Origin of the sequence: Peribacillus sp. NPDC097197, from assembly GCF_050278025.1 — a bacterium.
Classification (GTDB): Bacteria; Bacillota; Bacilli; order Bacillales; family DSM-1321; genus Peribacillus.
This window is the reverse complement of the sequence record NZ_JBNNST010000003.1, coordinates 178,047-201,681: the sequence shown is the minus strand read 5'-3', so window position 1 is coordinate 201,681 and position 23,635 is coordinate 178,047. Positions and strand designations below refer to the sequence as shown.

Genomic DNA, 23,635 nt, shown 5'->3' with positions numbered 1-23,635 from the left:
CATCCTTAATTGGAACGGCGAGTGTGGGTGTTCTTATCCAAAGCCAGGGTGGCGATAATGGGGTAATGGTCAGATCCTGGAGTATAAATCACTTTCGCTTGAGATGTTTTTATCTCCTTTGAAGTGAAAATATAATCAATCCTTTTGGGGATGCCCTCAGCATCATAAGTATAAGCATCGTTTTGTTCGGCGAATGTATCATGAAAATGAGAGGCAAGAGTTTTCATTTCCGTGCTTTGTGGTGTTGTATTCAAGTCACCCATGATGACCTTGTGACCTTTTTTTCTATTTGAAATTTGGATGATTTCGTTCAATTGAATGTGACGCTCGTTAGCAGTTAAAGCTAAGTGTGTATTATAGATGTTGAGTTTATGGCCTTTTATATCGAGGGCAATTTCCAATAGTCCTCGTTGCTCCGATTCGCCAATTTTCGTAAGAAGGTAATTTTGCGCTTGAATGATTGGATATGTGCTTAATATGGCTGCCCCATATTGTCGGCGGTTTTTTCTTGATTTAAATGGGGGACGATCGATATTGGCCATATAGATATAATGCATGTCGAGACGCTTAGCCAACCAATCGGCTTGATCTTCAAAGCCACTTCGTTCTGACCAATGATTGTCCACTTCTTGGAGTCCGATGATATCGGCGCCCTCGGCTTCTATTATACTGGCAATCCGTTCCATATCCAAAATCCCATCCAAACCTACAGCATGATGGATATTGTAGGACATGACCTTCACGTTTTTCACTTTCTGCTTGGTGAACAACCGTCCAAAAGGAAGACCTTCCCGCAAAACGAACACTCCTTTCCGTTCATTATTACCTATTAGTATACCTTTTGAAATCATAATATAAAGTGATTCGGATTATTCAAATCCTAGACAAGTTGGTGAAAGGGGAAGTGGTGTATCATTTTTCCCCAAGTGAAAAAGCACAAAAGTTGTAAGACCAACATTTCTGGCTTTCATTCATTTATTCAATCTTCGTGCGGAAGGTACTTTATCTTTTTAATGTAATCTTAGCCGTCAATGGGAGATGGTCAGAAGCTAGGGTGGATATGATTTTTGGATTTGATATTTTAACGTTTTTTGATGCGAAAATATAATCAATTCTTTTAGGAGTGCCATCCGCGGAGTAGTACGTATACGCATCATTCAGATTGGCAAACGCATCATGAAAAGAAGAGGAAAGCGTCGCTATTTCTTTACTTTCTGGGGTTGCATTCAAGTCGCCCACTATGAGCTTGGGCCCTTTGGCTTCAAGGGAGATAGCGATGACCTCATCCACTTGTTTTTGTCTTTGTTCCGGAGCTAAGGCCAAGTGTGCATTATAAACAGTAAGATGGTTGCCCTTCACTTTGATTGTAGCTTCTAATAACCCACGCTGCTCTGTATTTCTAATCTTCTTAAAGAAATGGTTTTGTGCATGAAGGATTGGATACTTACTTAATATGGCCGTTCCATATTGACGTCGGTGTTCCCCTGGATTCAAAGGATCACGTTCCAAGTTGGCCATGTATGCATAATGCATATTCAAGCGTTTGGCCAACCATTTTGCTTGATCTTCGAAAAGGCTCCGCTCTGACCAATGATTGTCCACTTCCTGTAACCCAATGATTTCGGCATGTTCTCCTTCGATTGTCTTCGCGACCCGGTCTATATCCAGAACCCCATCGATTCCAACAGCATGATGGATGTTGAAGGTTAGAACTTGTATGTCCACTGTCTTTCTCTTACCATGCGGCTGTTCACCAGCCAAGATATGACGTGCGGGATCCATGGTTACAAGAAAGAGCAATATCGTAATGAAGCCAATTATCTTCCTCAAACTATCACTCCTTTATGAAACGAATATTAATGAAGATATCATTTGACTATTTCATGAACTTTATTAGTCATTCCTCTTTTCGATCCAAGTATAGAGTTAGTCCTTAATACAAATAGTATTAGGAAAGTTAGGGGGAGGGATTTCATGACAAAAAAGATCGTGAAAGGAGCACTGTTTGTATGTCTATTATACGTCCTTTATGCAGTGGCTACGGCGGTTATTCTGTTCTATTTTCCTTTGGATAAAAAAGGGGAGGCACCCCCTAATGATATAAGTGGTTTTATGGGGCAGGGAGATTCTTCAGATCGAGTGTTGCTCCTGGAAAATGGGTATGAATCGGGACGTGCACGGATGCAAATGATTCAGGAAGCCACTGATACGATTGATATCGCCTATTATTCGATAGCAAAAGGTAAGTCGACCGAGCTGATTCTTGGTGCCCTTATTGATGCGGCGGACCGGGGCGTTAGGGTCCGGGTCCTTTTGGATGGGATTAGCCATGGTCTGCGATTTAAAATGAGTGATGCCCGTTTCGCCTTGGTAACGCATGAAAATATTGAATTAAGGTATTATGAATCGTTCAAGATATTCAAGCCTTGGACATGGAACAACCGGCTTCACGACAAAATCATGATGGTCGACGGCCGGTTGGGCATCATTGGAGGGCGAAATATAGCCGATAAGTATTTAGCGAAAAAACCACCTAAGAATTTCGTCCATGACCGTGATGTCATCATCTTTCATGCCACACAATCTGGAGAAAGCGCGATTGTTCAGATGAACAAGTATATGAATGAATTATGGAACCATCCATACACGAGCGACCCCTTCTCGGACCTTTCAAAAAGGCAGAGTACTAAAGGGAAAAAGGAAAAAGATAAGCTAACCCGTCAATACAAAACCGCCATTCAAGAAAATGAACATTTTGTTTCACCATCGATGAACTGGATGGCCATCACCACCCCAACAAAACGGGTGAGCTTTTTGCACAATCCGATCGAGCGCTTCAAAAAACAACCCGTTGTCTGGCAAACGCTTATTGATATCTCGACGGAAGCGAAGAAGTCCGTCCTGATTCAGAGTCCATATGTTGTCCCTACAAAAGAAATGAAGGGATATGTACCAGAAAATATGAATTCGACTGCCAACTGGACCCTACTCACCAATTCCGTGAAATCCACTCCCAATGTTATGGCCTTCTCAGGATACTTGGATTTGAGAGACGACATTATAAAGACTGGGGTAAGACTTTATGAATATGCCGATAAGCATTCCTTACATGCTAAATCGGTGGTCTTTGATCAACGGCTAAGTGCAGTTGGTTCCTTCAACCTTGATTCACGATCATCGGTTTTAAGCACGGACTCGATGGTGATCATAGATAGCGAGGAATTCGCGGTACAGTTGACAGAGGCTATTCATGACAAAATCGATAAAAGCACGTTAGTGGCGGATAAGAAAAAGAAGATAGACACGCCTAAAGATGAGAAAAAGGACAAGTCTTATCGGGCTATTCTATTAAATGCACTCTCGAAGGTGTCCATATTATGGAGAGGATTGGCGTAACTGGTTTCGGAATCGAATATAACCATGAGCATTTTTTTACAAAAGGGAAATTACTCCAACTTATTCTGCGAATATTGTGATATTCTATTGTGATATCATCTAGAAAGTTTGTGGATTGGTAGGAGGATTCTTGAATGGAGATACAAAAAACCGTTGTTCAAAAACAAAAAAAGTCATTATTCTTATTTTTTTTCACCATGGGAATCGTTCTTGTTGCCTTCAATTTACGCCCAGCCATCACTTCAGTGGGACCGTTAGTCGGGGTGATTCAGGCTGATCTTGGACTTGCCCATTGGAGTGCAGGGCTTTTGATGAGCGTTCCATTAATTACGTTTGCCATCATGTCGCCTATCGTTCCGAAAATCGCCAATCGCTTAACAAACGAGAAGACATTGTTGTTGGGGTTGTGCGTTCTTCTGATCGGGGTTTGCATTCGGTCGGTTTCGATGTCATTCTTTCTCTTTTTTGGTACCGTTTTCATTGGTATGGGAATCTCCATCGGAAATGTTCTTTTGCCTGTCGTGATAAAAGATAAATTCCCGCAGAAATTCGGTTTGATGACCAGTATCTATTCTACGTCCATGGGGTTGGTTGCTTCTCTGGCATCAGGACTCAGCGTACCATTAGCCAGTGGTTTGAACCTTGGTTGGCAAGGGGCTCTGATTGTCTGGGGAATCCCGGCCGTCTTGGCCATATTGATCTGGGTGTACCTCATCAGATTAGATCAAGGAAAAGGTAATCCCATTAAAAGTGTGAGCTTAAGCGCTACGAAGATCTGGCGCTCACCACTTGCTTGGCAAATCGCGTTATTCATGGGATTTCAATCGTTTTTATTTTATGTCACGATTACATGGTTACCTGAAATCTTGATTAGTCATGGGATAAGCAGGGGGACGGCTGGATGGTTGCTATCATTTACCCAAATCATCGGGTTGCCTTCAAGCTTCTTCATCCCTGTTCTCGCCGCACGACTTAACTCCCAGGTGTGGGTAGCTTTCGCGCTGGGGTTATGCTCGGTTGTCGGATATGCAGGGTTATGGTTTGGATCTTCTTTTCCTATCCTGATCATCAGTATCACGTTAATCGGTATCGCATTGGGAGGGAATTTCCCGTTGGCGCTAAGTTATATAGGCATTCGCACACGGAGTGCGAAGCGATCTGCCGAGTTATCGGGAATGGCCCAATCAACAGGCTATCTACTTGCAGCCGTAGGACCGATATTCATTGGATACTTGTTCGATATGGCTCAAGATTGGACCACTCCGCTTTTTGCACTCATCCTTATCTCTGCATTAGTCATGATATTCGGGGTGAGTTCGGGAAGGGCCCGTCATGTGGAATAAACCAAAGTAAAAGGGGCTGGCCCAAAAGGGGTAATTACACCGAAATTGAATAAATAGTAAAAGGCAGAAACGTTGATTTAACAACATTTCTGCCTCTTTATTTTTGCAAAATTCACTGGAATAAGGACTTATTAGACAGCCCCTTTTATTTATTTATTTAGTAAATCTTTATTTTTGTTGTATACACTTTTGAATAAAAGATACAAAGGTATCAATATGACAATATAAACTAGCAAGTACATAGTTGGTACGATGTTAATTTGTTGGTTGATGGTTAAATTAGCTGCATACATTCCAAAAGCTAAGGCAAACAAAATCAAGTAAGCTTTTGATGTGAATTGTAAGGTTTTGACCCTAGATTCCTTCATATTCTTAGAATAATAACGATGAAAAATGATTTGGGCTACTATAAAAAAGAATATCCAGGGTATGATTTGGGCTAATTCTATGTATCCTTTCAAAATAGGTGCGGTTAAAGCGCCAAGTGGCCCTATACATAAGACCATAATTAAATCGAACCCGAAATCTCTTTTGCTTTCGTACTTATTTTGGTTGAGGTATTCTTCTTGTTCTGCAAGCTCGGTAAATGGATGTGGGTCTTCTTTGAAATTTGCGATTGTTTCTTTAATGGCTGTGGTTTCTTCTTTTCCATTTGCGATTTTATTTTCCACCTCGGAATACATATGATCTTTCATTTCATACATTATTTTTTTCTTTTGTGTGAAGGAACTTCAATGAATTTTTTTTCGATATCATTTAAGAATAAATCGATAATAGTACGGTTATTCGTCATCAGTAATGGTCTCCTTCTCTTTGAAGTAAAAAAAATTATATATAATGACCAAGACCTAAGGTTAATGCTGGGCCTTTTCCAACGCCAGTTTCATTCCAAAGCCGATTAGCACAATGCCTGTGATGCCTTCAAAAACCTTTTGAGTCCGTGGTCTTTTCATGAAAGCACTGATCTGGTTAAGTAAGTAGATATAGAAGATGAACCAGAGCGCTGTCAGTCCGGTGTAAGTGGCACCCATCAATAGAAATGGCAGGAATGTATCCTGTCCGGGATTCACGAATTGTGGGAGAAATGTTAGAAAGAACACGGCCACTTTCGGATTGAGCAAATTGGTCAGGAACCCTTGTTTAAAACAAGACTTGCTTCCGTATTTATCTTCATCCTTCCTTTCATCGGTTACTGCCACTTCCTTATTCCTCAATCCCCATAATGTCTTGATGCCTAGATAAATCAAGTACACGGCCCCGACATATTTAAAGATGGAAAATAATAAAGCTGATTTGACGATGATTGCTGAAAGTCCTAAGACAGCGGCGGATGTATGAATGAGCAAGGCACAACACGTACCAAGCATCGTTTGGAGGCCACCCGTTTTTCCAATCGAAAAGGTGTTCTTAGTCGCAATCGCCGTATCAGGACCGGGCAATAGGATGAGAAGAATGCACATCATGATAAATAAATAATAGTTTTCCATGTGAGAAACCGCCCATCTTCATTTGATTATTCTGATAATTCATCATTTAATGTACCATAGATCATTCTGGAAGAGGATAGGTAAATGAAATATTACATCGTACCCTGTATTTGTTTGCTATACTGTAAGCAAACTGATTGAAGAAGATAATCCGACGTTCCAAAGGAGAACTTAATCCATGCAAACTTTAGAACATGTATCCAACCATATCGTTTACCTGACGCGAGTGGAGGTAAACGACCGGCCAATTTTGGTCGCTGTTTCAGGAGCGAAGAAAACGCTCATCATTGATGCGGGGAATTCTGTTTCACATGCGCAACTTTTTCAAGCTGAATTGGCGAAGATCGATTGGAGTGGGGACATGCTTGTTCTTACTCATTCTCATTGGGATCATGTATTCGGATTGGGACATGTGGACATTCCCGTGATTTGCCAGGAACGAACGTACCGAAACGTGAAAGAGATGCAGTCTCTTTCTTGGGACGATCACGCATTAGATCAACGGGTCGAGGAAGGAATCGAGATTCCATTTTGTGCCGATGCCATTAAATTGGAGTTCGGTTCGAAGCGGGATATCTCGATGAAGCTTCCTGATATAGTTTTTGAAAAGTCACTAACGATTGATCTTGGCGATATCACATGCATCGTTGAACACGTAGGTGGAGACCACGCCGCTGATTCTTGCATCGTGTATGTCCCAGAGGAAAAGACCTTAATGCTGGGAGATTGCCTGTATGCCAATCTTTATGCGGATAAATGGAATTATACCGCTGAAGAAGCCTTGAGGCTCGTTGAGAAGATTGAATCCTATGATGCCGAAACGTATATCCTTTCCCATCATGATCAGCCTTGCACGAAACAGGAAATGGAGCAGGAGTTCAAGTTATTCAAAGATTGTGCCAGCCTTGTCGGCAAACATCAGGGGGATCAAGCAGCAATGGAGCGGGAACTGGCGACGAAGCTTAAGCGTGATCTAACCGAAAGTGAAAGGGAAACAGTGACCTTCTTTGTAAATGGCTATAAAGGTTGAAAAAGACACAAAAAAGTCGAATTCCTGTAACAGGAGTCGACTTTTTTTGTGTCTTATTCTGCTTTCACCAGAATCTCTTTCTTCCCATAAATCCGGTAAAGAATCAAGGCGAACACCATTCCGACGAATGAGATGGAAGAAATCGAAAGATAAAGGACTTTTCCTCCAAAAGCACCGTAGATGGCGCCCCCTACATATGAGGCGAGAATTCCCGATACCCCAAAGAACAGCAAGGCCAATATCGTCTGACCAGTGGCACGCCATTCGGCTGGGACGATCCGGTACAAATACTGTATGGCCGCCGAGTAGAAAATCGGGAAGGTTAACAGTTGCAGGATCTGCAAGTAAGCTAACAGGTGCGGGTCGGTTAACCAGGCCGAGACGAAGTACCGAATGAAGAAAAATGCGGCAGCGAATGAGATGATGATGATTTCCTTCCCTTTGCGAAGCCACCAGAAGCTTAAGGCAAACACGACAATTTCACTTCCAGCCGCCAAGAACCAAGTGAGTCCAACGAGAGTGGTACTTCCACCAAGTTCCCGAATGTACACACCAAGGAACGTATCGTTCATCCTGGCCGGAACGGCACATATAAAGACCAGTAAAAGGAATAGCAGCGTTTCTTTATTACTGAAAAAGTGCTTGAGCGTTTTCATCGTGACGGGCTTCCCGGAGACGGGCGCATCGGGCATCATCCAGATGATGACAAAACCGATAATGGCAATGCCAGAAAAGAGCCAAGCTAGACTAGTAGCACCGAAATGGGACATGACATAGCCGGTAATCAATGAGATTACGGCATATCCTAAAGCACCATATGTACGGATGGAGCCATAACTGATTCCATTCGATTCTGCAATCGTGAAATTGAGGCTTTCCGTAAGCGGGTCAATCGGCATCAGGAAAAAGTATAGCAACATGGCAAATAGAATCAGGTGGAGATAGCTTCCCGTATCGTACAAGAAATACCCGAGTATGCTTGAGCAGAGAATCAGCAACAACAGGACTTTGCGAATGGTCTTTGTTTTGTCGCTGATCATTCCCCACAAAGGTTGAGTGATCAAAGTCACAAACCCGCCCGTACCGATGATGAAACCGATTTGACCTGGCGATAGACCTTGATCATCTAGATAGACCGGAAGAAAGGGAATGAAAATGGCAAGTAAACCAAAGTATAAAAAGTTAAAGCTTCTTAGTAGTCGTAATGTTTTCATAAAATGTAATAGTACCCCACATATTCTATAGATTGATGTCCACTCAACTTTTTTATTGTAACATTCCTATAATTAATTGAAATCATAGATTTATTTATTCCTATATTTAGTTCAATATTGTAAGTATTTTTTACCATTTTATACTTTGTATGGGGACTCATGATATAATTAACGACAGAAAATGAGGCAGGGAGTTGGGGGTTTGGACCAAAATGCAAAAGTTGTTCAAGAGTTACAGGAACTTAAACAAAAGGTTGCATCTCTTGAAGACTTATTAATTACGGAAAGAAAAGAGAAAGCAGGCCCCGGCCGTACTTTTATGGATGCTATTTTATCATTATTATTCGGATTGTTTGTTGTAGGACCGGTTGCCGTAGTAGTTATCGGGGTTTTAATGATAGTCATGTCATGGTTAGGGAAAGGGTTTTAAGTACCTTTTTTTAGCTTGTCACGTTATAAATTTTTCTTGTATAGGGTTTTGTCCTCCAAGAATAAAGATTTTGACATAATCATAGCTTTTAAATACGATAGATGAATACATGATTCATATGAAAAGATATGGGGTAAATCCTATAATATAAATTCAATAAAAAAACGGAGTAAGCTATGAAAAAAAACATGAAAATCCTTTACCCATTAAGTTATTTATTATTGTTTATCCTTACTAGTTTTATATACTCCATCATCAACCAATTGCCGAGTGATGCGGTCGATGTCACGACGAAAATAGATGAGGGGATTCCCTTTATCAAGGAATTCATCATTCCTTACTTACTTTGGTATCCGTTTATGTATGGATTATTGATTTATTATTGCTTTGTTGACCGAAAGCAATATTTCGTGGCGATAAGCAGTTTGATATCCGGTAAATTGATTTGTTTTGTCGTCTATGTTTTCTGGCAAACGACTGTACCGCGGCCGGACGTTGTCGGGGACGATATCTTTGCAAACCTGGTCCGTTTCATTTATATGCATGACCAGCCTGTCAACTGTCTACCTAGTATCCATGTAATGACGACGTTTATCATGATGATCATCGTATATAACAGAAAAGAAGACTTCAAGCGGGAATACGCATGTGTGACGGTCATGGGTACCCTTATTATCCTCTCCACATTATTCACGAAACAGCATGCCATCCTGGATGCATTGGCAGGGATTCTTGTCGCCTGTGCGGTATATGCTGCTGCCCAGTTTATGTTCAATGGTGGAATGAGCGTTCAGGTTAACCACATTAGAACAGCTCGAATGAAAAAGAGAATGAAAAATAGTGACCTATAAAAAAATAGTAAGGACTGTCTTCATAGTGGGCAGTCCTTTTTGCGATTGTTGCAAGCCTTCGATGGGCAATCATCCTAAATGAAGTTGTTTCTTTGCGCCGCGTCTATATAGTTCCTTGCAGAGGTCTTTGTATTGGAAAATAGATAAATTCCCGCTCACGTATTCTTTTTGAATGTAATCTAATAATTCATCAGCATGAAAAGGCTTTTGGCGTGTTTCTTGAATATAGTGCAAAATTAAAACTTCTATTGTCAGTTCACTCACCTAACATTTCTATTGGATTTTTTATCTTTAACAATATAACATGGAAAATATAGTAAGATTAGTTTTTAGAAAATTTAAACTACCGACATTTTCATACAATTAAAGACAGAAAGAGTGGTGGGGATTTAAATGGATGAAAAAGGCCTGGTTATTCAACCAAGCCTTTTTAGTACTTCCTTCGTGTATATTGTAGTGTTTTTTAGTTATTGCTCTTCTTAATGGGAGAATCGCCTTTTTCCCATGACGTAGGGCCTTCATCGCTCGGGACGAATTTATTCCAATATGCCCCTGACGTCTTATCAAAGATGATCATATTATTTTCATTTACAGGGACTAATTCATATCGATCTTCATGTCTTGCACCCTTTGAATCTTCTTTAGATGAGGCCATCAGAAATAAACCTAGGATTGTAAAACCCATGATGATGGCCACCCCGATGATTAATGAGGAACTATTTTTCATACTCACCCTCCATATGTATCCATTATCTAACATTTATTATATAGTCTTTCCACCCTTTAGAGTGGATTTTCTTTTGAATAACTTCATGAAAAACTTCATGAAAAACAAAACCCCCATCTCAGTAACGAGATGGGGGAGAAGTAATTACATTTCAGTGTCTAGTTTAACAGATGTTTCGTTGTATTGTTCTTTATCCAGGTCATGCGTGATTTTACTAGTCAGCACACCTGACGTCATGCTTCCGCTAACGTTCAAGGCGGTTCTACCCATGTCGATTAATGGTTCAACCGAAATTAATAGTCCTGCCAAGGCTACCGGTAAGTCCATTGCGGAAAGGACGAGGATGGCTGCGAATGTTGCACCGCCGCCGACACCTGCCACTCCAAAGGAACTGATGGCCACAATAAGGATCAAAGTGGCGATAAAGGATGGAGAAAGCGGATCGATTCCCACTGTCGGTGCAATCATGACGGCAAGCATGGCTGGATAAATACCAGCACATCCATTTTGTCCGATGGATAACCCGAATGATCCGGCAAAGTTGGCAATCCCTTCAGAGACACCCAGTTGCTTTTGCGTTTGAATGTTCATAGGTAGTGCACCTGCACTCGATCTAGCCGTGAAAGCGAATGACAAGACAGGGAATGCTTTTCTTAAATAAGTGATTGGATTCAATCCTGCAATCATCAGCAATAGCAGATGAATCAAGAACATCACGATAAGGGCTACATAAGAAGCTCCCACGAATTTCCCTAATTTAAGGATGGCATCGAGGTCACTCGTAGCGACCGTATTCGTCATGATCGCCAAGATTCCATAAGGAGTCAAGCGTAAAATTAATGTCACCACACGCATAATGATGCTATGCAGGGCATCGACGATTTTAGAGAAAAACTCTGCGTGTTCAGGCTGTTTTCTTTTAACCCCTAGATAGGCGATTCCAAGAAATGCAGCAAAGATGACCACTGAAATCGTAGAAGTCGAGCGAGCACCCGTTAAATCAAGAAACGGATTGGCTGGAATTAACTCGATGATTTGTTGTGGCATCGACATTTTATCTTCGATGGTACCCGTTTTTTCCGTTATTTCAGCACCACGGCTCGTTTCTGCATCCCCTTGTTCAATTTGAACAGCTTCCAAATCGAAGACTGTGGCCGATGTAATACCGATGGCTGCTGCAATGGCAGTCGTTCCAAGCAAGATCCCGATGATCAAGACACTGATTTTACCGATATTGCTTGTAAGCTTCAATCTTGTAAATGCTGACAAGATCGAAATGAATACAAGTGGCATAACGATCATCTGTAGGAATTTCACGTAACCCGAACCTACAATGTTAAACCAATCGGTCGATTTCACAATCGCAACCGAACCAGGTTCATAGAAGTACTGCAAAAGAAGACCGAATATGATCCCTAACCCAAGTGCCGTAAAAACTCTTTTAGTAAAGGAAATATGTTTTTTGTTCATATAAAATAGAAGGCCCAACAGGACGATCATTATGGCGATATTCAGAAAAACATAACCAATCATTTTAATCCACTCCAATTCCTATTAATCTACTCTGAATAATAAATACTAGAGTATGATACATCATTTATTACTATTTTACCAGCGATAAATAGTATGATTTAAAGATATTTTTTGGAAACATAGGGATTTAGGGTTTTCGATAAAGAATTAGAATGTATTTATACAGGTTTTTTGTAGGATGGAAATGTATGAAGAGGGAGAATGACGAATGAACACGGCTTATTAGATGTAAAAGAACTAGAGAACGGAAAAGCTTGAAGCGCATTGCACTCTAAGCTTTCTGATTGGAGGATATGTCATGGCATCATTTCGTTTAACAGATACAGATTATAGATTGCAGGGATCAACAATCCAAGGGCTATGGAAATAACAGCCGCTAATTTATTCTGCCTGATAATACGGACATCGCCTGATCGTAAGCTTTGAAAAAAAGTAAGGGTGAAATAAAAGCCAAGGATGAATAATATCGTAGAAAGAATGCCTAACCAGTTTCCTGTCCCCATTAATGTAGAGAAGTTATTCATTTGTACACCTCCTAGATGGATTGAATTATTTTTTAGCAATTTTCATATGAGTGCCTATTAATAAAACTAAATTTCTATTTAACGTAGGAAAGAATATTGAGAAAATTTAATTACCTCTTATAATGATATATTATATTGTGCTTAAATGATAATTGCAGGTAAAGAAGGATCGTAATTGAGATTACGTTTTAACCTAGACAGGGACCCTTTAATGTAAAGAGCTTTTCAGTCAATCATATGATCATACAACTGGTGAACAAATCGAAAAATCGCAGATTATCAAAAAAATCAAAGGGGAGATTAAAATGGGTAAAATTCTTATTACTGGAGCAACAGGTAATCTCGGTGGCAGGACGCTAGAGCTTCTTCTAAAAAAAGTCCCGTCAAATCAGGTCGCTGTATTGGTACGTGATTCGAATTCTGAAAAAATGGCAAGGTTTGATAAAGAAGGTGTCGAAGTGCACCAGGGCGACTATTTTGATTATAACTCCCTTCTGAGAGCTTTTAACGGTGTTGAAAAAGTTATGCTCATTTCCGCGCAAGCATTTACTGACCGCAATACACAACATTTCAATGTCATCGCGGCTGCAAAGCAGGCTGGTGTTAAACAAGTGATCTTCACGTCGATTATACGAAGAGAAAATTCAAATCTTATTGTGCCCGAAGTATCGATTTCAAACGTATTTGCTGAACAAACGCTTAAAGCATCCGGATTAGCTTATACCATTCTGCGGAATCCACCGTATCTTGAAGTCATGCATTCGTATTTCGGAGATGCTCAGAAAGTCGGCGTGCGAGTACCAGCAGGTTCCGGTAAAGTAGCCGCTGCATCTCTGAATGATTTGGCGGCAGCCAACGTGGCCGTTCTCACCCAAAACGGGCACGAAAATAAGACATATACTCTAAGTGGCAGTGAGGGAAGCTCTTTTGCAGACATTGCTGAAGCCCTCTCGGAGATTAGTGAGAAAAATATCCCTTATGAGGTAATTAGCGAAAAAGAATATATAGACACTATGGTAGCGAATGGCTTGCCTGTTCACATGACTAATTTCTTATTAGGTTGGGTGCGAGGAATCAATACTGGAGAATTCTCAGAGACATCCAGGGATCTTGAACGTCTGATAGGCCGAAAACCCATGACATATAAGGAATTCTTTAAAATCAAATATTCGTCTTCTAAAGTTGAAGATTGAAGCTGGCATGATACTATCTTAACTCAACAAAAAATATAGAGTTATTTGCAAGGCGGATATAATGTATCATCACTTCGGACCATATGTAATTTTCAAGAAGAAACAGATTTCTTGAGTAAAGAGATCGATGATATATTTGTGGATAATTAATAATTTCTTATAAAAAAAGCTTATCTCTTCAAATAAACTTCTTTTTTTAGATGGTACCAAGATTCAGGATTAATTAAAAGAGGACAATGCATTTATGATGTATATTAAAAACCTCCACAATAAGCGTGGAGGTTTCTCGATATATACCATTAATTGCTTAAAAGCATCTTCTATACATAGTTAACTAAATGATTTTAATACGTTATTCGTTTCTTCTTCGGTAATACCGAAAAAGTTGAATTATGTTAACGGGATACTATTTTGCCATCTATTAAATTTCACAAAAAGTCCGGCCATTACAATGAGGGATACTGGTTTATTGTTTAGTCCCGATTCTTTCACAATCGTTTAACTATTTCTTTAGGTGATAAAACCAAACATACGCGAATATTCGGTGCTAAATTATGATGGACTATCATAGCTTACTCATTACTTTTGGAAAGTTGACTAACGGATACTAGGCTTAATTAAAAATGAAACAACTAAACTAATAACCAGAAGCAAAGACAATCTTTCAAATGTTAATTGATAACTGCCTGTATTTATAAGTGCCTGCGTTGCGATTGGTCCCAGGCTAGCACCAATAAATAAGAAAAAAGTAAAAAGAGAAACAGTAGCACCGCGCGCTTGATTGCCAAGTTGACCTACTAATGAAATAACTGTTGGTACTGTTACTGGGGGAGACCCCGCAGGCGAAAGCCGAGGAGGCTCCCCGACCGCCCGCGGAAAGTGAGTGCCTGAAGTGGAAATCAACGTTCAAATTGTACAAGCTATAAAAATAGACAAACTCGATTTTCATAGAGTTTGTCTACAGTCTGAGATACTCCCTTAGTTAAAAGGAGTATCAAATCATTTAGTTCCCTAATTTTTCAATTTGGTTGGTCAGGCTTGTAATGTTATCAATCGTCTTCATGATTTCCGAATCTTCAAGGACCGCAGGATCCAATGTCCCATCTTCCATATTTTTTAGATATAAATCGATTCCGTCTTGAAGCTGTTGGTTGGAACTGACGATTTTATCGTGAATGCCATCAGCGATTTGGGGCGGTTCGGTTTCATTGAATTCTTCGATTTCCGTTTTCATCGTTTGCAGTTCATTCTCAAGTGTCTTCATTGCCTCCTTGTCGGTGACAGCATCCTTAGAGAGGGCGGGTACTTCATTGGCAAACTCTTTTACGGTACCGACATAGCCTGTTGCGGTATCGGCATAGTCTAATGATGAATTGACTTCCCCTAAAAGCGAGCAGCCGGTTAATAAGATAAGTGATGTACATAGCATAAGTATTTTTTTCATGGTTTTCCTCCTGTATGGTTTATTAAATGGGCAAGAATCTTTTCTTATAGATGGCCGCAATGGAATTGAGAATAAAGGTAGGGATTTTCTTGGGAAAGTAAGGCCTCCTATAGAAAAGGTGGAATACGCGTTTTAAATCATGCCATTGCTTGCAGGATTTTTTCTGTCGGAACCGCGCAAGATCGATAATCTTCACTTTCTTATCGGACGTTATCAAGATGTTCCGTAAATGGATATCGGATGGATTCAAGCCTACCTTTCTGGCCAAGTTCAGGGCATGATCGATTTCCTTCACCTTTTCTTCCGTTACCGGGATGCCCATCGTCAAATGTTCAAAAAGCGTGTGACCCTCGATGTAATCAATCACGAGGTAACGCTCCCCTGCATCGAATAGGGTCGGGTAGTACTCGATATGCTGAACGGCCCGGTAAATATCCGCTTCTATTTTAGCCGTGTGGGTATGAGCCGGGAAAAATAATTTCAAGGCTAGGTCGGTATCTTGGATTCTAAATACATATGCGCTTCGCCCTTTGCCGATAAGCGACAATGAATCATCGGCCTCGATCAATGTATGGTTTTTATCGTTCGCGATTTTCACACTTTGAGCCAACCTATAATATTGTGACAACTCCTTCACACCTCTCCAAAAGATTGATGATACAAAAAAAGACGGTATAACCGATTATCTTGGTTATACCGTCTTAGATACGAAAAAGACCTCACCAAAAAATCGGCAAGGTCTTGCAAACAACTGTAAATTAGTTGCCAATAAAGCCGAGGATGGACATCCTGTACTGACGACTTTACTGTATAGCTACTCCCCTTAACAGAAGAATTCATTTATTTAGTTACATTACAGTAAGTATAGAGGATATCATGCTCATGGGTCAAATTTAAGAATCTGAAAAGAGTCAGTCCCAAATAGGAGATAACAGATTCTTGTCGAATAGAATAGATGTTGGTAATCATGTTGTTTGTAGATAAATATGAAGGGAAACCTATTTTGATTCCAAATCTAAAGAAAAAACATTCCCTTCACCAGTAAGGATAGGCAAACGATGAAAAAGGGGTTCCATTATGAGATGTAACTATGATATGAAGCGGATAGGATGGATGCTCTTTGCCTTTGGGGTATTTGTTTTCGTGCTATTCAAAACCGTTGAGAATTTCCAAGAATATAAAGAGCTGAAGCGAGAGGATGAAAGCGAACCGATGACGGCCGTGGTTTATGAAAAAACGGCGGCACAGGACCTATTGTATGGAAAAACGTATTACATGGTTTTACTCAATGAAAAACTCACAGGTAAGGTTGCTTGGAATTTGGATATTGGACAGAGAGCGTATGTGGAGAAAGAGGAATTTGACAAACTCGAAATCGGAGATACGGTTAGCGGGTTCAAAATCGATGGTACTTTTCATAATCAGGAGGATTTAAAGGGGGAGTATTCTTCCTATTATATTGGCCTGGCTTTCGTCAGCATTTATATCTTTGGTTATATCTCGTATTGGTTGAGTAAAGTTAAGTTTGTGGTAACCTTTTTTCAGCGGATGGAGAGAAAAAAACTTTTCAATTCATTCCTAGGTTTCCTTCTATATGGTTTGTTTTACGGGGGCATGCTTACAGGTCTATTATTCGGTTTCTATTATATGGGGCAAATGGGAATGAACGCATATGAGAAATATTCGGACGAGGATCGAATCGAAACGACGGCTGTTGTGACCGATCATTTTGCCGACCGGAATTTAGGCCGTTATGCAGATAGTGAGTATTTTTTGGCACTCAGCTTTGAGAATCAAGCAAACGAGACCGTGTACCTGACGAAGGAAGTCACAAGCCATGCCTATTATGCATATAAAGATCAGCGGGTCCCAATTTCTTACAGTGAAGAAACTCCATACAAAATATATCTGCAGGAAACGAGCTGGAAAGACGTTTTTCAAATTATGACCACTAATGAGTTGATGATGTATTATATTGTATTGTTTATTACGGTGGCACTGATTTACGTGTTCATATGCTGGAGACGCTTTAAAAAGACAGGTTCCTATTTTCCTGTAAAGAAGGGAGATCCCCCACTTTCTAAGTGAGGGGATTTTTGGCCTGGTACTTTTTCAAGCGATATTGGAGACTTTGCCGGCTTATATTCAAGGCTTTGGCTGCTTGGGAGATATTCTGGTTATGTTCTTTTAACACCTTTTCTAAATAGAACTTTTCTGTATGCGCCATATAATCATCAAGAGGGAGGGTCCCTTGATGAGAGGGAGGGGAAGGCGCTTTGGTTTCCATCTCTTCTTCTTCCCTATTCGCTTTCTTTTTGAAGAGAGTGGGAAGGTGCGAGATTTTTATGTGCTTATCGCCAGGTTCTAGCAAATTCATGGCCCCTTCGATGATATGTTCAAGTTCTCTTACGTTGCCATGCCATTCATAATCATAGAAAAGTTCGTAGGCTTCTTCGCTGATTCCTTCGATGTCCAATTCGAAAAGCGCATTGAATTTGTCAATAAACGATTGGGCGAGCAATGGAATATCCTCTTTCCGTTCCCGTAGCGGGGGTATGAATAAAGACACCACGCTTAAACGGTAATAAAGATCTTTACGTAAATGGCCGTTTGATATGGCATCAATCGGATCTTCATTGATGGTTGCGATGACGCGGACGTCGATATTCTTATCTTTCGTATCACCTACGCGACGAATCTTCCTTTCTTGAAGGGCCCGCAATAATTTTGCCTGCAAATTGGGGTTCAGGGAATTGATCTCATCAAGAAGGATCGTGCCGCCTTCTGCTTGTTCGAACAATCCCGGTCTTTCGACGGAGCCGGTGAAGGCACCTTTCTTCGTTCCGAATAGGATTCCCTCTATTAAACTATCGGGAAGTGCTGCACAGTTCTGGCTGATGAATGGGTGTTTAGAGCGACTGCTTCCATTATGGATGCTTTGTGCAAAAAGTTCCTTTCCCGTTCCAGTTTCCCCAACGATGAGGATGGTGGAAGAGGTTCTTGTCGAACGCTTGCTCTTTTCGATGACCTCCAAGAAATTCGCACTGACACCTAGGATGCTGTCAAAGGTATATTTGGTGTCGCCTTTATTTAATATATTATCCTTGATGATTCGTTCCAGGTTGGTAATATCCTTGGCTACTTCGATGGCCCCGATGATATTTTGCCTGGTGTCGAATATCGGATAGGTATTATTGATGGTCGAGATTTCCTGCCCCAGGCTATTGAAGTAAGTCTGTTTTGAGTTTTCGGTTGCATGGCCGGAGTGAAGGGCCCTGACCAGTGTGCTTTCCGTTTCTTCTTTGAACTTAAAGATGTCGTGAATCTTCTCTCCTAATACATCTTTTGAATCCATTCCCTCAATCTCCGCCATCTTTTTGTTATAGATGACCGTCAAGCCGTTCCTATCTATAATATGTATGCCTATATCAATCACATCCACAAGTGAATGGAGAATCGTTTGAAAACCTTCTTCTATTCTCATCATCTGGTTTAAATCCATGAGGCACCTCCAGGTTTTTCCTTTTGTTGAAGCTAATTGTAAAGTAAATCCAATATTGGTGCAATTATTATTTGCACTGCAAGAATGCATGGCGGAAAGGTGCCAAATATTTTTGCGGATTTTATGAAAAAAATGGGTGAAACCCCTTTCCTGAAATATATTTTTTCTTTGAGTTAGGGTGTTTTTGATAGAGGCCTTTATTTTTGGCATGGAACTTGCTAGTTGATAGATAGGGGAATCTGAACTGATTTTTCAATCCTGAAATATGCTACATCTTCATCTACAACGTAAATCATAGCGGAAACGCTTAAATCATAGGGGGGAATTTATATGAAAACTGTGACGGAAAAGGTTATTGAACAAACTGAACAATATGGGGCAAACAATTATCATCCACTTCCCATCGTCATATCAAAGGCAGAAGGAGTATGGGTAGAAGATCCAGAAGGAAACAAGTATATGGATATGCTTAGTGCCTATTCAGCCGTGAACCAAGGTCATCGGCACCCAAAAATCATTCAAGCGCTAAAAGACCAAGCGGATCGTGTAACGTTAACTTCCCGAGCGTTTCATAGTGATCAATTGGGTCCGTGGTACGAAAAGGTGGCCCGTCTTACCCAAAAAGACATGGCCCTTCCGATGAACACGGGGGCTGAAGCAGTTGAAACGGCCATCAAGGCTGTTAGACGCTGGGGCTATGATGTAAAAGGAATCGCTGAAGACCAAGCGGAAATCATCGCTTGTATCGGCAACTTCCATGGCCGGACGATGACAGCCGTTTCTTTATCTTCCGATGATGAATATAGAAGGGGATTCGGGCCGATGTTGCCAGGAATCAAGTTGATTCCCTATGGTGACCTTGAGGCATTGAAAGCGGCCATCACACCGCAAACGGCTGGATTCCTGATTGAACCGATCCAAGGGGAAGCGGGCATCATCATTCCACCAGCCGGTTTCCTGAAAGCGGCATTTGAACTGTGTAAAGAAAATAATGTATTGTTCGTTTCGGACGAAATTCAGTCGGGCCTTGGCCGGTCAGGTAAAACATTCGCCTCCGATTGGGATCATGTTGTTCCTGATATGTACATTTTAGGCAAGGCACTTGGTGGTGGGGTTTTCCCAATCTCTTGCGTGGCGGCCAACCGTGACATCCTAGGCGTCTTCAATCCTGGTTCACATGGTTCTACATTTGGGGGCAATCCATTGGCTTGTGCGGTTTCCATCGCTTCCTTAGAGATTCTTGAAGAAGAGAAACTTGCGGAACGCTCGTTGGAATTAGGCGAATACTTTAAAGAAAGCTTGAAGGAAATCAATAATCCAAAGATTAAAGATATACGGGGAAAAGGCTTATTTATCGGAGTGGAGTTAACCGTGGAGGCAAGACCTTATTGTGAAAAATTAAAAGAGGAAAACTTACTGTGTAAGGAAACGCATGATACCGTGATCCGCTTTGCTCCGCCACTTGTGATTACGAAGGAAGAACTAGATTGGGCTATTGCCCGTATTAAAAAAGTTTTAGCTTAATGTCGCTTACTGATTCTGAGTCATGAAAAAAGGGTATTCCAAAAAAAAGCGTAGGCTTATCCATTTTGGAATGCTCTTTTTCGTCTGTAAGGATAAAGGAAATCCAAAATCAAAGCGGTACAAATGAAATGTGTTCATATAGGGGGAGGAGAAAGAATGAATCATGACATCATTTATGTGAACGGAAAAATATTCACAGCCAATCCAACACAACCTTATGCAAGTGCTATGGTCATTCGTGATGGGCGCATACACTGGATTGGGGAAGAAGAAGAAACCAAAGGGATGACTGGAGAGCGCATGAACCTTCAAGGACGCCGGGTGTTGCCGGGGCTCATCGATGCACACTTGCATCCATTGTATCTAGCCGGGTCTTCCAAGCAAATTTCCTGTATGCCGCCTGTTGTCGAATCACTGGAAGATTTAATTGACGAAGTTCGTAAGGCAAGCGAATCACAAGATTCCGGGGGTTGGATAGAAGGATGGGGATATGATGAGGGGAAATTAAAAGAGCGTCGTTCGCCTTCACGCTGGGATTTAGATCAAGCCACGACGAAGGTTCCCGTTATCATCACGCGCACATGTACTCACATGGTTGTGGTCAACAGTAAGGCACTGGAACTCGCCGGCATCACCAAAGATACACCAGACCCAGTGGGTGGAAAGATTGATAGAGATCCGTACGGTGAACCGACGGGCGTTTTACGTGAAAACGCAAAAGGTTTAGTCCAACAAGTAATGCCCGTACAAACTGTTGAGGAAGAAATAGAAGGACTTGTGGAATTAAGCCCAAAATTGCTATCGCACGGAATTACGGCCATTACGGATTTGATGGCAAAGCCTAAACCTGCGGATTATTTAGACATGTATCGTGCTGCTACGGAAAAGGGCATGAAGCAGCGTGCAGTCCTGTATTACATATGGGAAACCATTAAGGACGATCCGATTTTAGCCAAGAACAAAACGAATAGAGACCAGGACAATCATATTGGAGGAATCAAGATATTCGCCGATGGAAGCGTTTCTGGCCAAACGGCCTGGGTCAATCCGCCATTTTTAGGGGAAGGCGAGAACTATGGCATCCCGATGACCACTAAGGAGGAGTTGCTACTTGCCAGTCAAGCAGCCGAGGAGAATCATATCCAATTGGTCATACATGCCATGGGTGAGCAGGCGATCGATTTAATCATCGATACCTTTCATGGCAAGAAGGGCTGGATGGAAGATGGCCCTTCCATCAGGATAGAGCATGCGGCCATGCCTTCTAGGAAGGCCCTTCAACAAGCGAGTGAAATGGGAATCGCATTCGTCCCACAACCGATCTTTCTTTACGCCGAAATTGAATCGTATCTTACTAACCTTGGGGCTGAGCGTACGAAGCAAACGTATCCGATTCGTTCCATGTTGGATAAAGGGATCCTGGTGGCCTTCTCATCTGATGCACCTGCAACGGCTTGGGCCGATCCGGTCAATCCATTTATCGGGATGATGGCAGCCGTCACACGTAAGGCCTATGATGGAACGGATACAGGGCAGGAACAACGCATAGACATTGAAACGGCTATCATGCTTTATACAAAAGCGGCACAGGAAGTCACGCGCATTCCGGATGTTGGCCAACTTGCACCGGGGTATCATGCCGACTTTATTGTCCTCGATCGAGACATTTTGACCATCAAACCTGAAGAAATAGGGGAAGTGCAGGTTGAAGAAACGTATATGGCCGGTAAACTGGTCTTTCAAAAAGGAACTGCAGTGTGATGTTCTAAAACAAGAGAATAAACTCTGTGTGAAAACGAAATAAGAAGGCTTTGTATACCGCTCTATGTCTGGGGCTTCCTCTCTGGAAGCCCCTTTTTATAGGTGAACGGAATACTAAAATTCTATATAAAATGGATGGGTGCTTTCATCCAGACAGCATTCAATTCTCTGACTGAAATTCCTGAAAGACACCATTTCCAAAGCTTGCTCAATGGGATAATACCCAACTTCCAAACTCTCTGGTGACGTTGTTAATGTTCCTCCAACTGGCTTAGCTAAAAACAGTGTATTACAGATGGACTCTTCAACATTTTGAAAGATCCCACAAAATTTCAAGACCTCAATATCCATACCTGTTTCCTCTTTCGTTTCTCTTATGGCGGCTTCTTTCAAGGACTCGCCTTCTTCGACTTGGCCCCCAGGCATTTCCCAACCTCGCCGGGGCCCCTTGATTAATAGAATTTCCCCTTGCTCATTGATTACAATCGTTGCTGCTGAGACGATGTGTTTTGGTGGTGAGAAGATTTTCTGCGTGCCATGTTCCAATCGACTTCCCCATTTCTGTTGTTTAGTAGTCTAGCTGTTTCCCGTTCTTCGGGCTTCCTGCCTGGTGCTTCCTCCATAATACCATCACATGTAAAAAAATTCCTTTTAAAGAGCGGGGCTCAAAAAGAAGGCTTCGAATAAATGAAACAATATACCTATATATAAACTTGGGGATTAAATCTCATGGAAGAACTATTATGGTAGAATAAAACCATAACCCAAATAAAGTAACATCAGTATGTTTTATGAATTTTATTGGGACATCTTACATATTCATGTAACAGTACTAAGTAATAAGGAGGAGTGTCAGTCAACTATGAAAATATCAGAACTCAAAAGAGAAGCAAGGCTTTCATTAAAAGGGAACTGGGGAACGGCAGTAGCACTTTCGTTAATCATGTTCTTGCTTACCATGGTATTGCAAACCGTCATTGAAGTGATTTTTAGTGGTGGATGGGCAGCATGGTATGAGCAGGATGTGGCACCTATAGGGGTATCCGCATTCAATACGCTTTTATCCATTTTATTAATACCGTTCTCAATAGGCGTTTACTGGTTTTATCTTGACCTGGTAAGAATGGAAAGCACATCGTTCGAGAAAGCATTTTCAATCTATAAGGATGGGAAAATGTTTTCAAAAGTGATCATTGCATCCATTGTGCAGGGAATATTCGTGTTCCTTTGGTCTTTGTTGCTTCTCATACCAGGGATTATCAAAGCTTTGGCTTATTCCCAACTGTTTTTCTTATTAAGAGATCATCCGCACTTGACGACGCTTGAAGCGATTACGGAGAGCCGGAGAAGGATGAAAGGCCTTAAATGGAAATACTTTCTCATGTGCTTAAGCTTTATAGGGTGGGGAATTCTTTGTTTATTCACGATAGGAATCGGATTCCTATGGTTGGTCCCTTACGTTGGGACAACGATGGCTGCCTTTTATAACGAATGGATAGCCTCTCAGGATGAAAGTGAAATCCAGGAAGAAAATGAAATAGTAGAATGATTGGTTAGCCGGTAGCATAATTGCTGCCGGTTTTTTCATGGGCGGCACGTGGGTAAAAAGTGGGAGTAGGGAAGGTTCATGGTGACTCTTGGGCATTTATCTTATAATGGTGTAGTTGCCTATTAAA

23 protein-coding genes are annotated in these 23,635 nt (G+C 41.2%); 10 read left to right on the top strand and 13 right to left on the bottom strand.

Going from position 1 to position 23,635, the window contains the following annotated elements:
• Positions 1-5: 5 nt before the first annotated feature.
• Together ACQKL6_RS05625 and ACQKL6_RS05620 are read right to left on the bottom strand one after the other, a co-directional pair.
• Entirely contained in the window at positions 6-797 is a 792-nt protein-coding gene (locus ACQKL6_RS05625; protein ID WP_427650750.1) for an endonuclease/exonuclease/phosphatase family protein, read from the bottom strand.
• Positions 798-1,002: 205 nt separating this feature from the next.
• On the bottom strand, positions 1,003-1,830 hold the full coding sequence (locus ACQKL6_RS05620) for an endonuclease/exonuclease/phosphatase family protein (RefSeq protein WP_427650749.1): 828 nt from the start codon (positions 1,828-1,830) through the stop codon (positions 1,003-1,005).
• Between the two features lie 144 nt (positions 1,831-1,974).
• Between ACQKL6_RS05620 and ACQKL6_RS05615 the strand changes: the two genes are divergently transcribed.
• Complete coding sequence (locus ACQKL6_RS05615) at positions 1,975-3,396, top strand: phospholipase D-like domain-containing protein (protein WP_427650748.1); 1,422 nt, start codon at positions 1,975-1,977, stop codon at positions 3,394-3,396.
• A gap of 134 nt (positions 3,397-3,530) precedes the next feature.
• Positions 3,531-4,739 carry a CynX/NimT family MFS transporter gene (locus ACQKL6_RS05610; protein ID WP_427650747.1) on the top strand — a complete coding sequence of 403 codons (1,209 nt, stop codon included), beginning with the start codon at positions 3,531-3,533 and terminating at the stop codon, positions 4,737-4,739.
• A 149-nt stretch (positions 4,740-4,888) separates the two neighbouring features.
• Here the strand turns inward: ACQKL6_RS05610 and ACQKL6_RS05605 are convergent, their stop codons facing one another.
• Together ACQKL6_RS05605 and ACQKL6_RS05600 are read right to left on the bottom strand one after the other, a co-directional pair.
• Complete coding sequence (locus ACQKL6_RS05605; protein ID WP_427650746.1) at positions 4,889-5,410, bottom strand: hypothetical protein; 522 nt, start codon at positions 5,408-5,410, stop codon at positions 4,889-4,891.
• A gap of 183 nt (positions 5,411-5,593) precedes the next feature.
• The gene (locus tag ACQKL6_RS05600) at positions 5,594-6,226 is read right to left on the bottom strand and encodes a LysE family translocator (protein WP_402957943.1); all 633 of its coding nucleotides are present in this window, start codon (positions 6,224-6,226) and stop codon (positions 5,594-5,596) included.
• Between the two features lie 178 nt (positions 6,227-6,404).
• Here ACQKL6_RS05600 and ACQKL6_RS05595 point away from each other — a divergent pair, with 178 nt between their 5' ends.
• Positions 6,405-7,256 carry an MBL fold metallo-hydrolase gene (locus tag ACQKL6_RS05595; RefSeq protein ID WP_402873774.1) on the top strand — a complete coding sequence of 284 codons (852 nt, stop codon included), beginning with the start codon at positions 6,405-6,407 and terminating at the stop codon, positions 7,254-7,256.
• Between the two features lie 53 nt (positions 7,257-7,309).
• Here ACQKL6_RS05595 and ACQKL6_RS05590 read toward each other — a convergent pair whose 3' ends face one another.
• Positions 7,310-8,470: an MFS transporter gene (locus ACQKL6_RS05590; RefSeq protein ID WP_402957939.1), complete on the bottom strand. Its 1,161-nt coding sequence runs from the start codon at positions 8,468-8,470 to the stop codon at positions 7,310-7,312.
• A gap of 202 nt (positions 8,471-8,672) precedes the next feature.
• On the opposite strand from ACQKL6_RS05590, the gene ACQKL6_RS05585 reads away from it, so the two are divergent.
• Both ACQKL6_RS05585 and ACQKL6_RS05580 read left to right on the top strand, forming a co-directional pair.
• A complete protein-coding gene (locus ACQKL6_RS05585; protein WP_427650745.1) occupies positions 8,673-8,900 on the top strand; it encodes a hypothetical protein in 228 nt (75 codons plus the stop codon).
• A 176-nt stretch (positions 8,901-9,076) separates the two neighbouring features.
• Entirely contained in the window at positions 9,077-9,751 is a 675-nt protein-coding gene (locus ACQKL6_RS05580; RefSeq protein WP_402873783.1) for a phosphatase PAP2 family protein, read from the top strand.
• 69 nt (positions 9,752-9,820) lie between these two features.
• On the opposite strand, the gene yppF is transcribed toward ACQKL6_RS05580, so the two are convergent.
• The 4 genes from yppF to ACQKL6_RS05560 form a co-directional block, all read right to left on the bottom strand.
• Entirely contained in the window at positions 9,821-10,015 is a 195-nt protein-coding gene (yppF, locus tag ACQKL6_RS05575; protein WP_402873786.1) for a YppF family protein, read from the bottom strand.
• Between the two features lie 199 nt (positions 10,016-10,214).
• Complete coding sequence (locus ACQKL6_RS05570) at positions 10,215-10,478, bottom strand: hypothetical protein (protein WP_427650744.1); 264 nt, start codon at positions 10,476-10,478, stop codon at positions 10,215-10,217.
• A 144-nt stretch (positions 10,479-10,622) separates the two neighbouring features.
• Positions 10,623-12,011: an L-cystine transporter gene (locus ACQKL6_RS05565; RefSeq protein ID WP_427650743.1), complete on the bottom strand. Its 1,389-nt coding sequence runs from the start codon at positions 12,009-12,011 to the stop codon at positions 10,623-10,625.
• A gap of 296 nt (positions 12,012-12,307) precedes the next feature.
• Positions 12,308-12,535, bottom strand: a complete 228-nt coding sequence (locus ACQKL6_RS05560) for a hypothetical protein (protein ID WP_427650742.1) — start codon at positions 12,533-12,535, stop codon at positions 12,308-12,310.
• Positions 12,536-12,840: 305 nt separating this feature from the next.
• On the opposite strand from ACQKL6_RS05560, the gene ACQKL6_RS05555 reads away from it, so the two are divergent.
• Positions 12,841-13,728 (top strand): SDR family oxidoreductase, encoded by an 888-nt coding sequence (locus ACQKL6_RS05555; RefSeq protein WP_427650741.1) that lies wholly within the window; start codon positions 12,841-12,843, stop codon positions 13,726-13,728.
• 1,003 nt (positions 13,729-14,731) lie between these two features.
• Here the strand turns inward: ACQKL6_RS05555 and ACQKL6_RS05550 are convergent.
• Positions 14,732-15,172, bottom strand: coding sequence for a DUF6376 family protein (locus ACQKL6_RS05550; RefSeq protein ID WP_427650740.1), 441 nt, complete (start codon positions 15,170-15,172; stop codon positions 14,732-14,734).
• A 22-nt stretch (positions 15,173-15,194) separates the two neighbouring features.
• On the bottom strand, positions 15,195-15,782 hold the full coding sequence (locus tag ACQKL6_RS05545) for a protein kinase domain-containing protein (protein WP_427650739.1): 588 nt from the start codon (positions 15,780-15,782) through the stop codon (positions 15,195-15,197).
• Positions 15,783-16,249: 467 nt separating this feature from the next.
• Here ACQKL6_RS05545 and ACQKL6_RS05540 point away from each other — a divergent pair, with 467 nt between their 5' ends.
• Positions 16,250-17,260 (top strand): hypothetical protein, encoded by a 1,011-nt coding sequence (locus ACQKL6_RS05540; protein ID WP_427650738.1) that lies wholly within the window; start codon positions 16,250-16,252, stop codon positions 17,258-17,260.
• On the opposite strand, the gene ACQKL6_RS05535 is transcribed toward ACQKL6_RS05540, so the two are convergent.
• Positions 17,253-18,659 (bottom strand): sigma-54 interaction domain-containing protein, encoded by a 1,407-nt coding sequence (locus tag ACQKL6_RS05535; RefSeq protein ID WP_427650873.1) that lies wholly within the window; start codon positions 18,657-18,659, stop codon positions 17,253-17,255. The two genes, ACQKL6_RS05540 and ACQKL6_RS05535, sit on opposite strands and share 8 nt — an antisense overlap.
• A gap of 345 nt (positions 18,660-19,004) precedes the next feature.
• Here ACQKL6_RS05535 and ACQKL6_RS05530 point away from each other — a divergent pair, with 345 nt between their 5' ends.
• Together ACQKL6_RS05530 and ACQKL6_RS05525 are read left to right on the top strand one after the other, a co-directional pair.
• Positions 19,005-20,198 carry an ornithine--oxo-acid transaminase gene (locus ACQKL6_RS05530; protein ID WP_402873802.1) on the top strand — a complete coding sequence of 398 codons (1,194 nt, stop codon included), beginning with the start codon at positions 19,005-19,007 and terminating at the stop codon, positions 20,196-20,198.
• A gap of 156 nt (positions 20,199-20,354) precedes the next feature.
• Positions 20,355-21,959, top strand: a complete 1,605-nt coding sequence (locus tag ACQKL6_RS05525; protein ID WP_427650737.1) for an amidohydrolase — start codon at positions 20,355-20,357, stop codon at positions 21,957-21,959.
• Between the two features lie 114 nt (positions 21,960-22,073).
• On the opposite strand, the gene ACQKL6_RS05520 is transcribed toward ACQKL6_RS05525, so the two are convergent.
• Complete coding sequence (locus tag ACQKL6_RS05520; RefSeq protein WP_427650736.1) at positions 22,074-22,505, bottom strand: NUDIX hydrolase; 432 nt, start codon at positions 22,503-22,505, stop codon at positions 22,074-22,076.
• A gap of 316 nt (positions 22,506-22,821) precedes the next feature.
• Here ACQKL6_RS05520 and ACQKL6_RS05515 point away from each other — a divergent pair, with 316 nt between their 5' ends.
• Positions 22,822-23,508, top strand: coding sequence for a DUF975 family protein (locus tag ACQKL6_RS05515; RefSeq protein WP_427650735.1), 687 nt, complete (start codon positions 22,822-22,824; stop codon positions 23,506-23,508).
• The last annotated feature ends 127 nt before the right edge of the window (positions 23,509-23,635 follow it).

What these genes read in the sequence shown, in the direction of transcription:
- ACQKL6_RS05515 (WP_427650735.1), top strand. Translation starts at nt 22,822, where the DNA reads ATGAAAATATCAGAACTCAAAAGAGAAGCAAGGCTTTCATTAAAAGGG.
- ACQKL6_RS05615 (WP_427650748.1), top strand. Translation starts at nt 1,975, where the DNA reads ATGACAAAAAAGATCGTGAAAGGAGCACTGTTTGTATGTCTATTATAC.
- ACQKL6_RS05540 (WP_427650738.1), top strand. Translation starts at nt 16,250, where the DNA reads ATGAGATGTAACTATGATATGAAGCGGATAGGATGGATGCTCTTTGCC.
- ACQKL6_RS05570 (WP_427650744.1), bottom strand. Translation starts at nt 10,478, where the DNA reads ATGAAAAATAGTTCCTCATTAATCATCGGGGTGGCCATCATCATGGGT.
- ACQKL6_RS05560 (WP_427650742.1), bottom strand. Translation starts at nt 12,535, where the DNA reads ATGAATAACTTCTCTACATTAATGGGGACAGGAAACTGGTTAGGCATT.
- ACQKL6_RS05555 (WP_427650741.1), top strand. Translation starts at nt 12,841, where the DNA reads ATGGGTAAAATTCTTATTACTGGAGCAACAGGTAATCTCGGTGGCAGG.
- ACQKL6_RS05550 (WP_427650740.1), bottom strand. Translation starts at nt 15,172, where the DNA reads ATGAAAAAAATACTTATGCTATGTACATCACTTATCTTATTAACCGGC.
- ACQKL6_RS05600 (WP_402957943.1), bottom strand. Translation starts at nt 6,226, where the DNA reads ATGGAAAACTATTATTTATTTATCATGATGTGCATTCTTCTCATCCTA.
- ACQKL6_RS05610 (WP_427650747.1), top strand. Translation starts at nt 3,531, where the DNA reads ATGGAGATACAAAAAACCGTTGTTCAAAAACAAAAAAAGTCATTATTC.
- ACQKL6_RS05590 (WP_402957939.1), bottom strand. Translation starts at nt 8,470, where the DNA reads ATGAAAACATTACGACTACTAAGAAGCTTTAACTTTTTATACTTTGGT.
- ACQKL6_RS05595 (WP_402873774.1), top strand. Translation starts at nt 6,405, where the DNA reads ATGCAAACTTTAGAACATGTATCCAACCATATCGTTTACCTGACGCGA.
- ACQKL6_RS05535 (WP_427650873.1), bottom strand. Translation starts at nt 18,659, where the DNA reads ATGATGAGAATAGAAGAAGGTTTTCAAACGATTCTCCATTCACTTGTG.
- ACQKL6_RS05580 (WP_402873783.1), top strand. Translation starts at nt 9,077, where the DNA reads ATGAAAAAAAACATGAAAATCCTTTACCCATTAAGTTATTTATTATTG.
- ACQKL6_RS05525 (WP_427650737.1), top strand. Translation starts at nt 20,355, where the DNA reads ATGAATCATGACATCATTTATGTGAACGGAAAAATATTCACAGCCAAT.
- ACQKL6_RS05530 (WP_402873802.1), top strand. Translation starts at nt 19,005, where the DNA reads ATGAAAACTGTGACGGAAAAGGTTATTGAACAAACTGAACAATATGGG.
- ACQKL6_RS05565 (WP_427650743.1), bottom strand. Translation starts at nt 12,011, where the DNA reads ATGATTGGTTATGTTTTTCTGAATATCGCCATAATGATCGTCCTGTTG.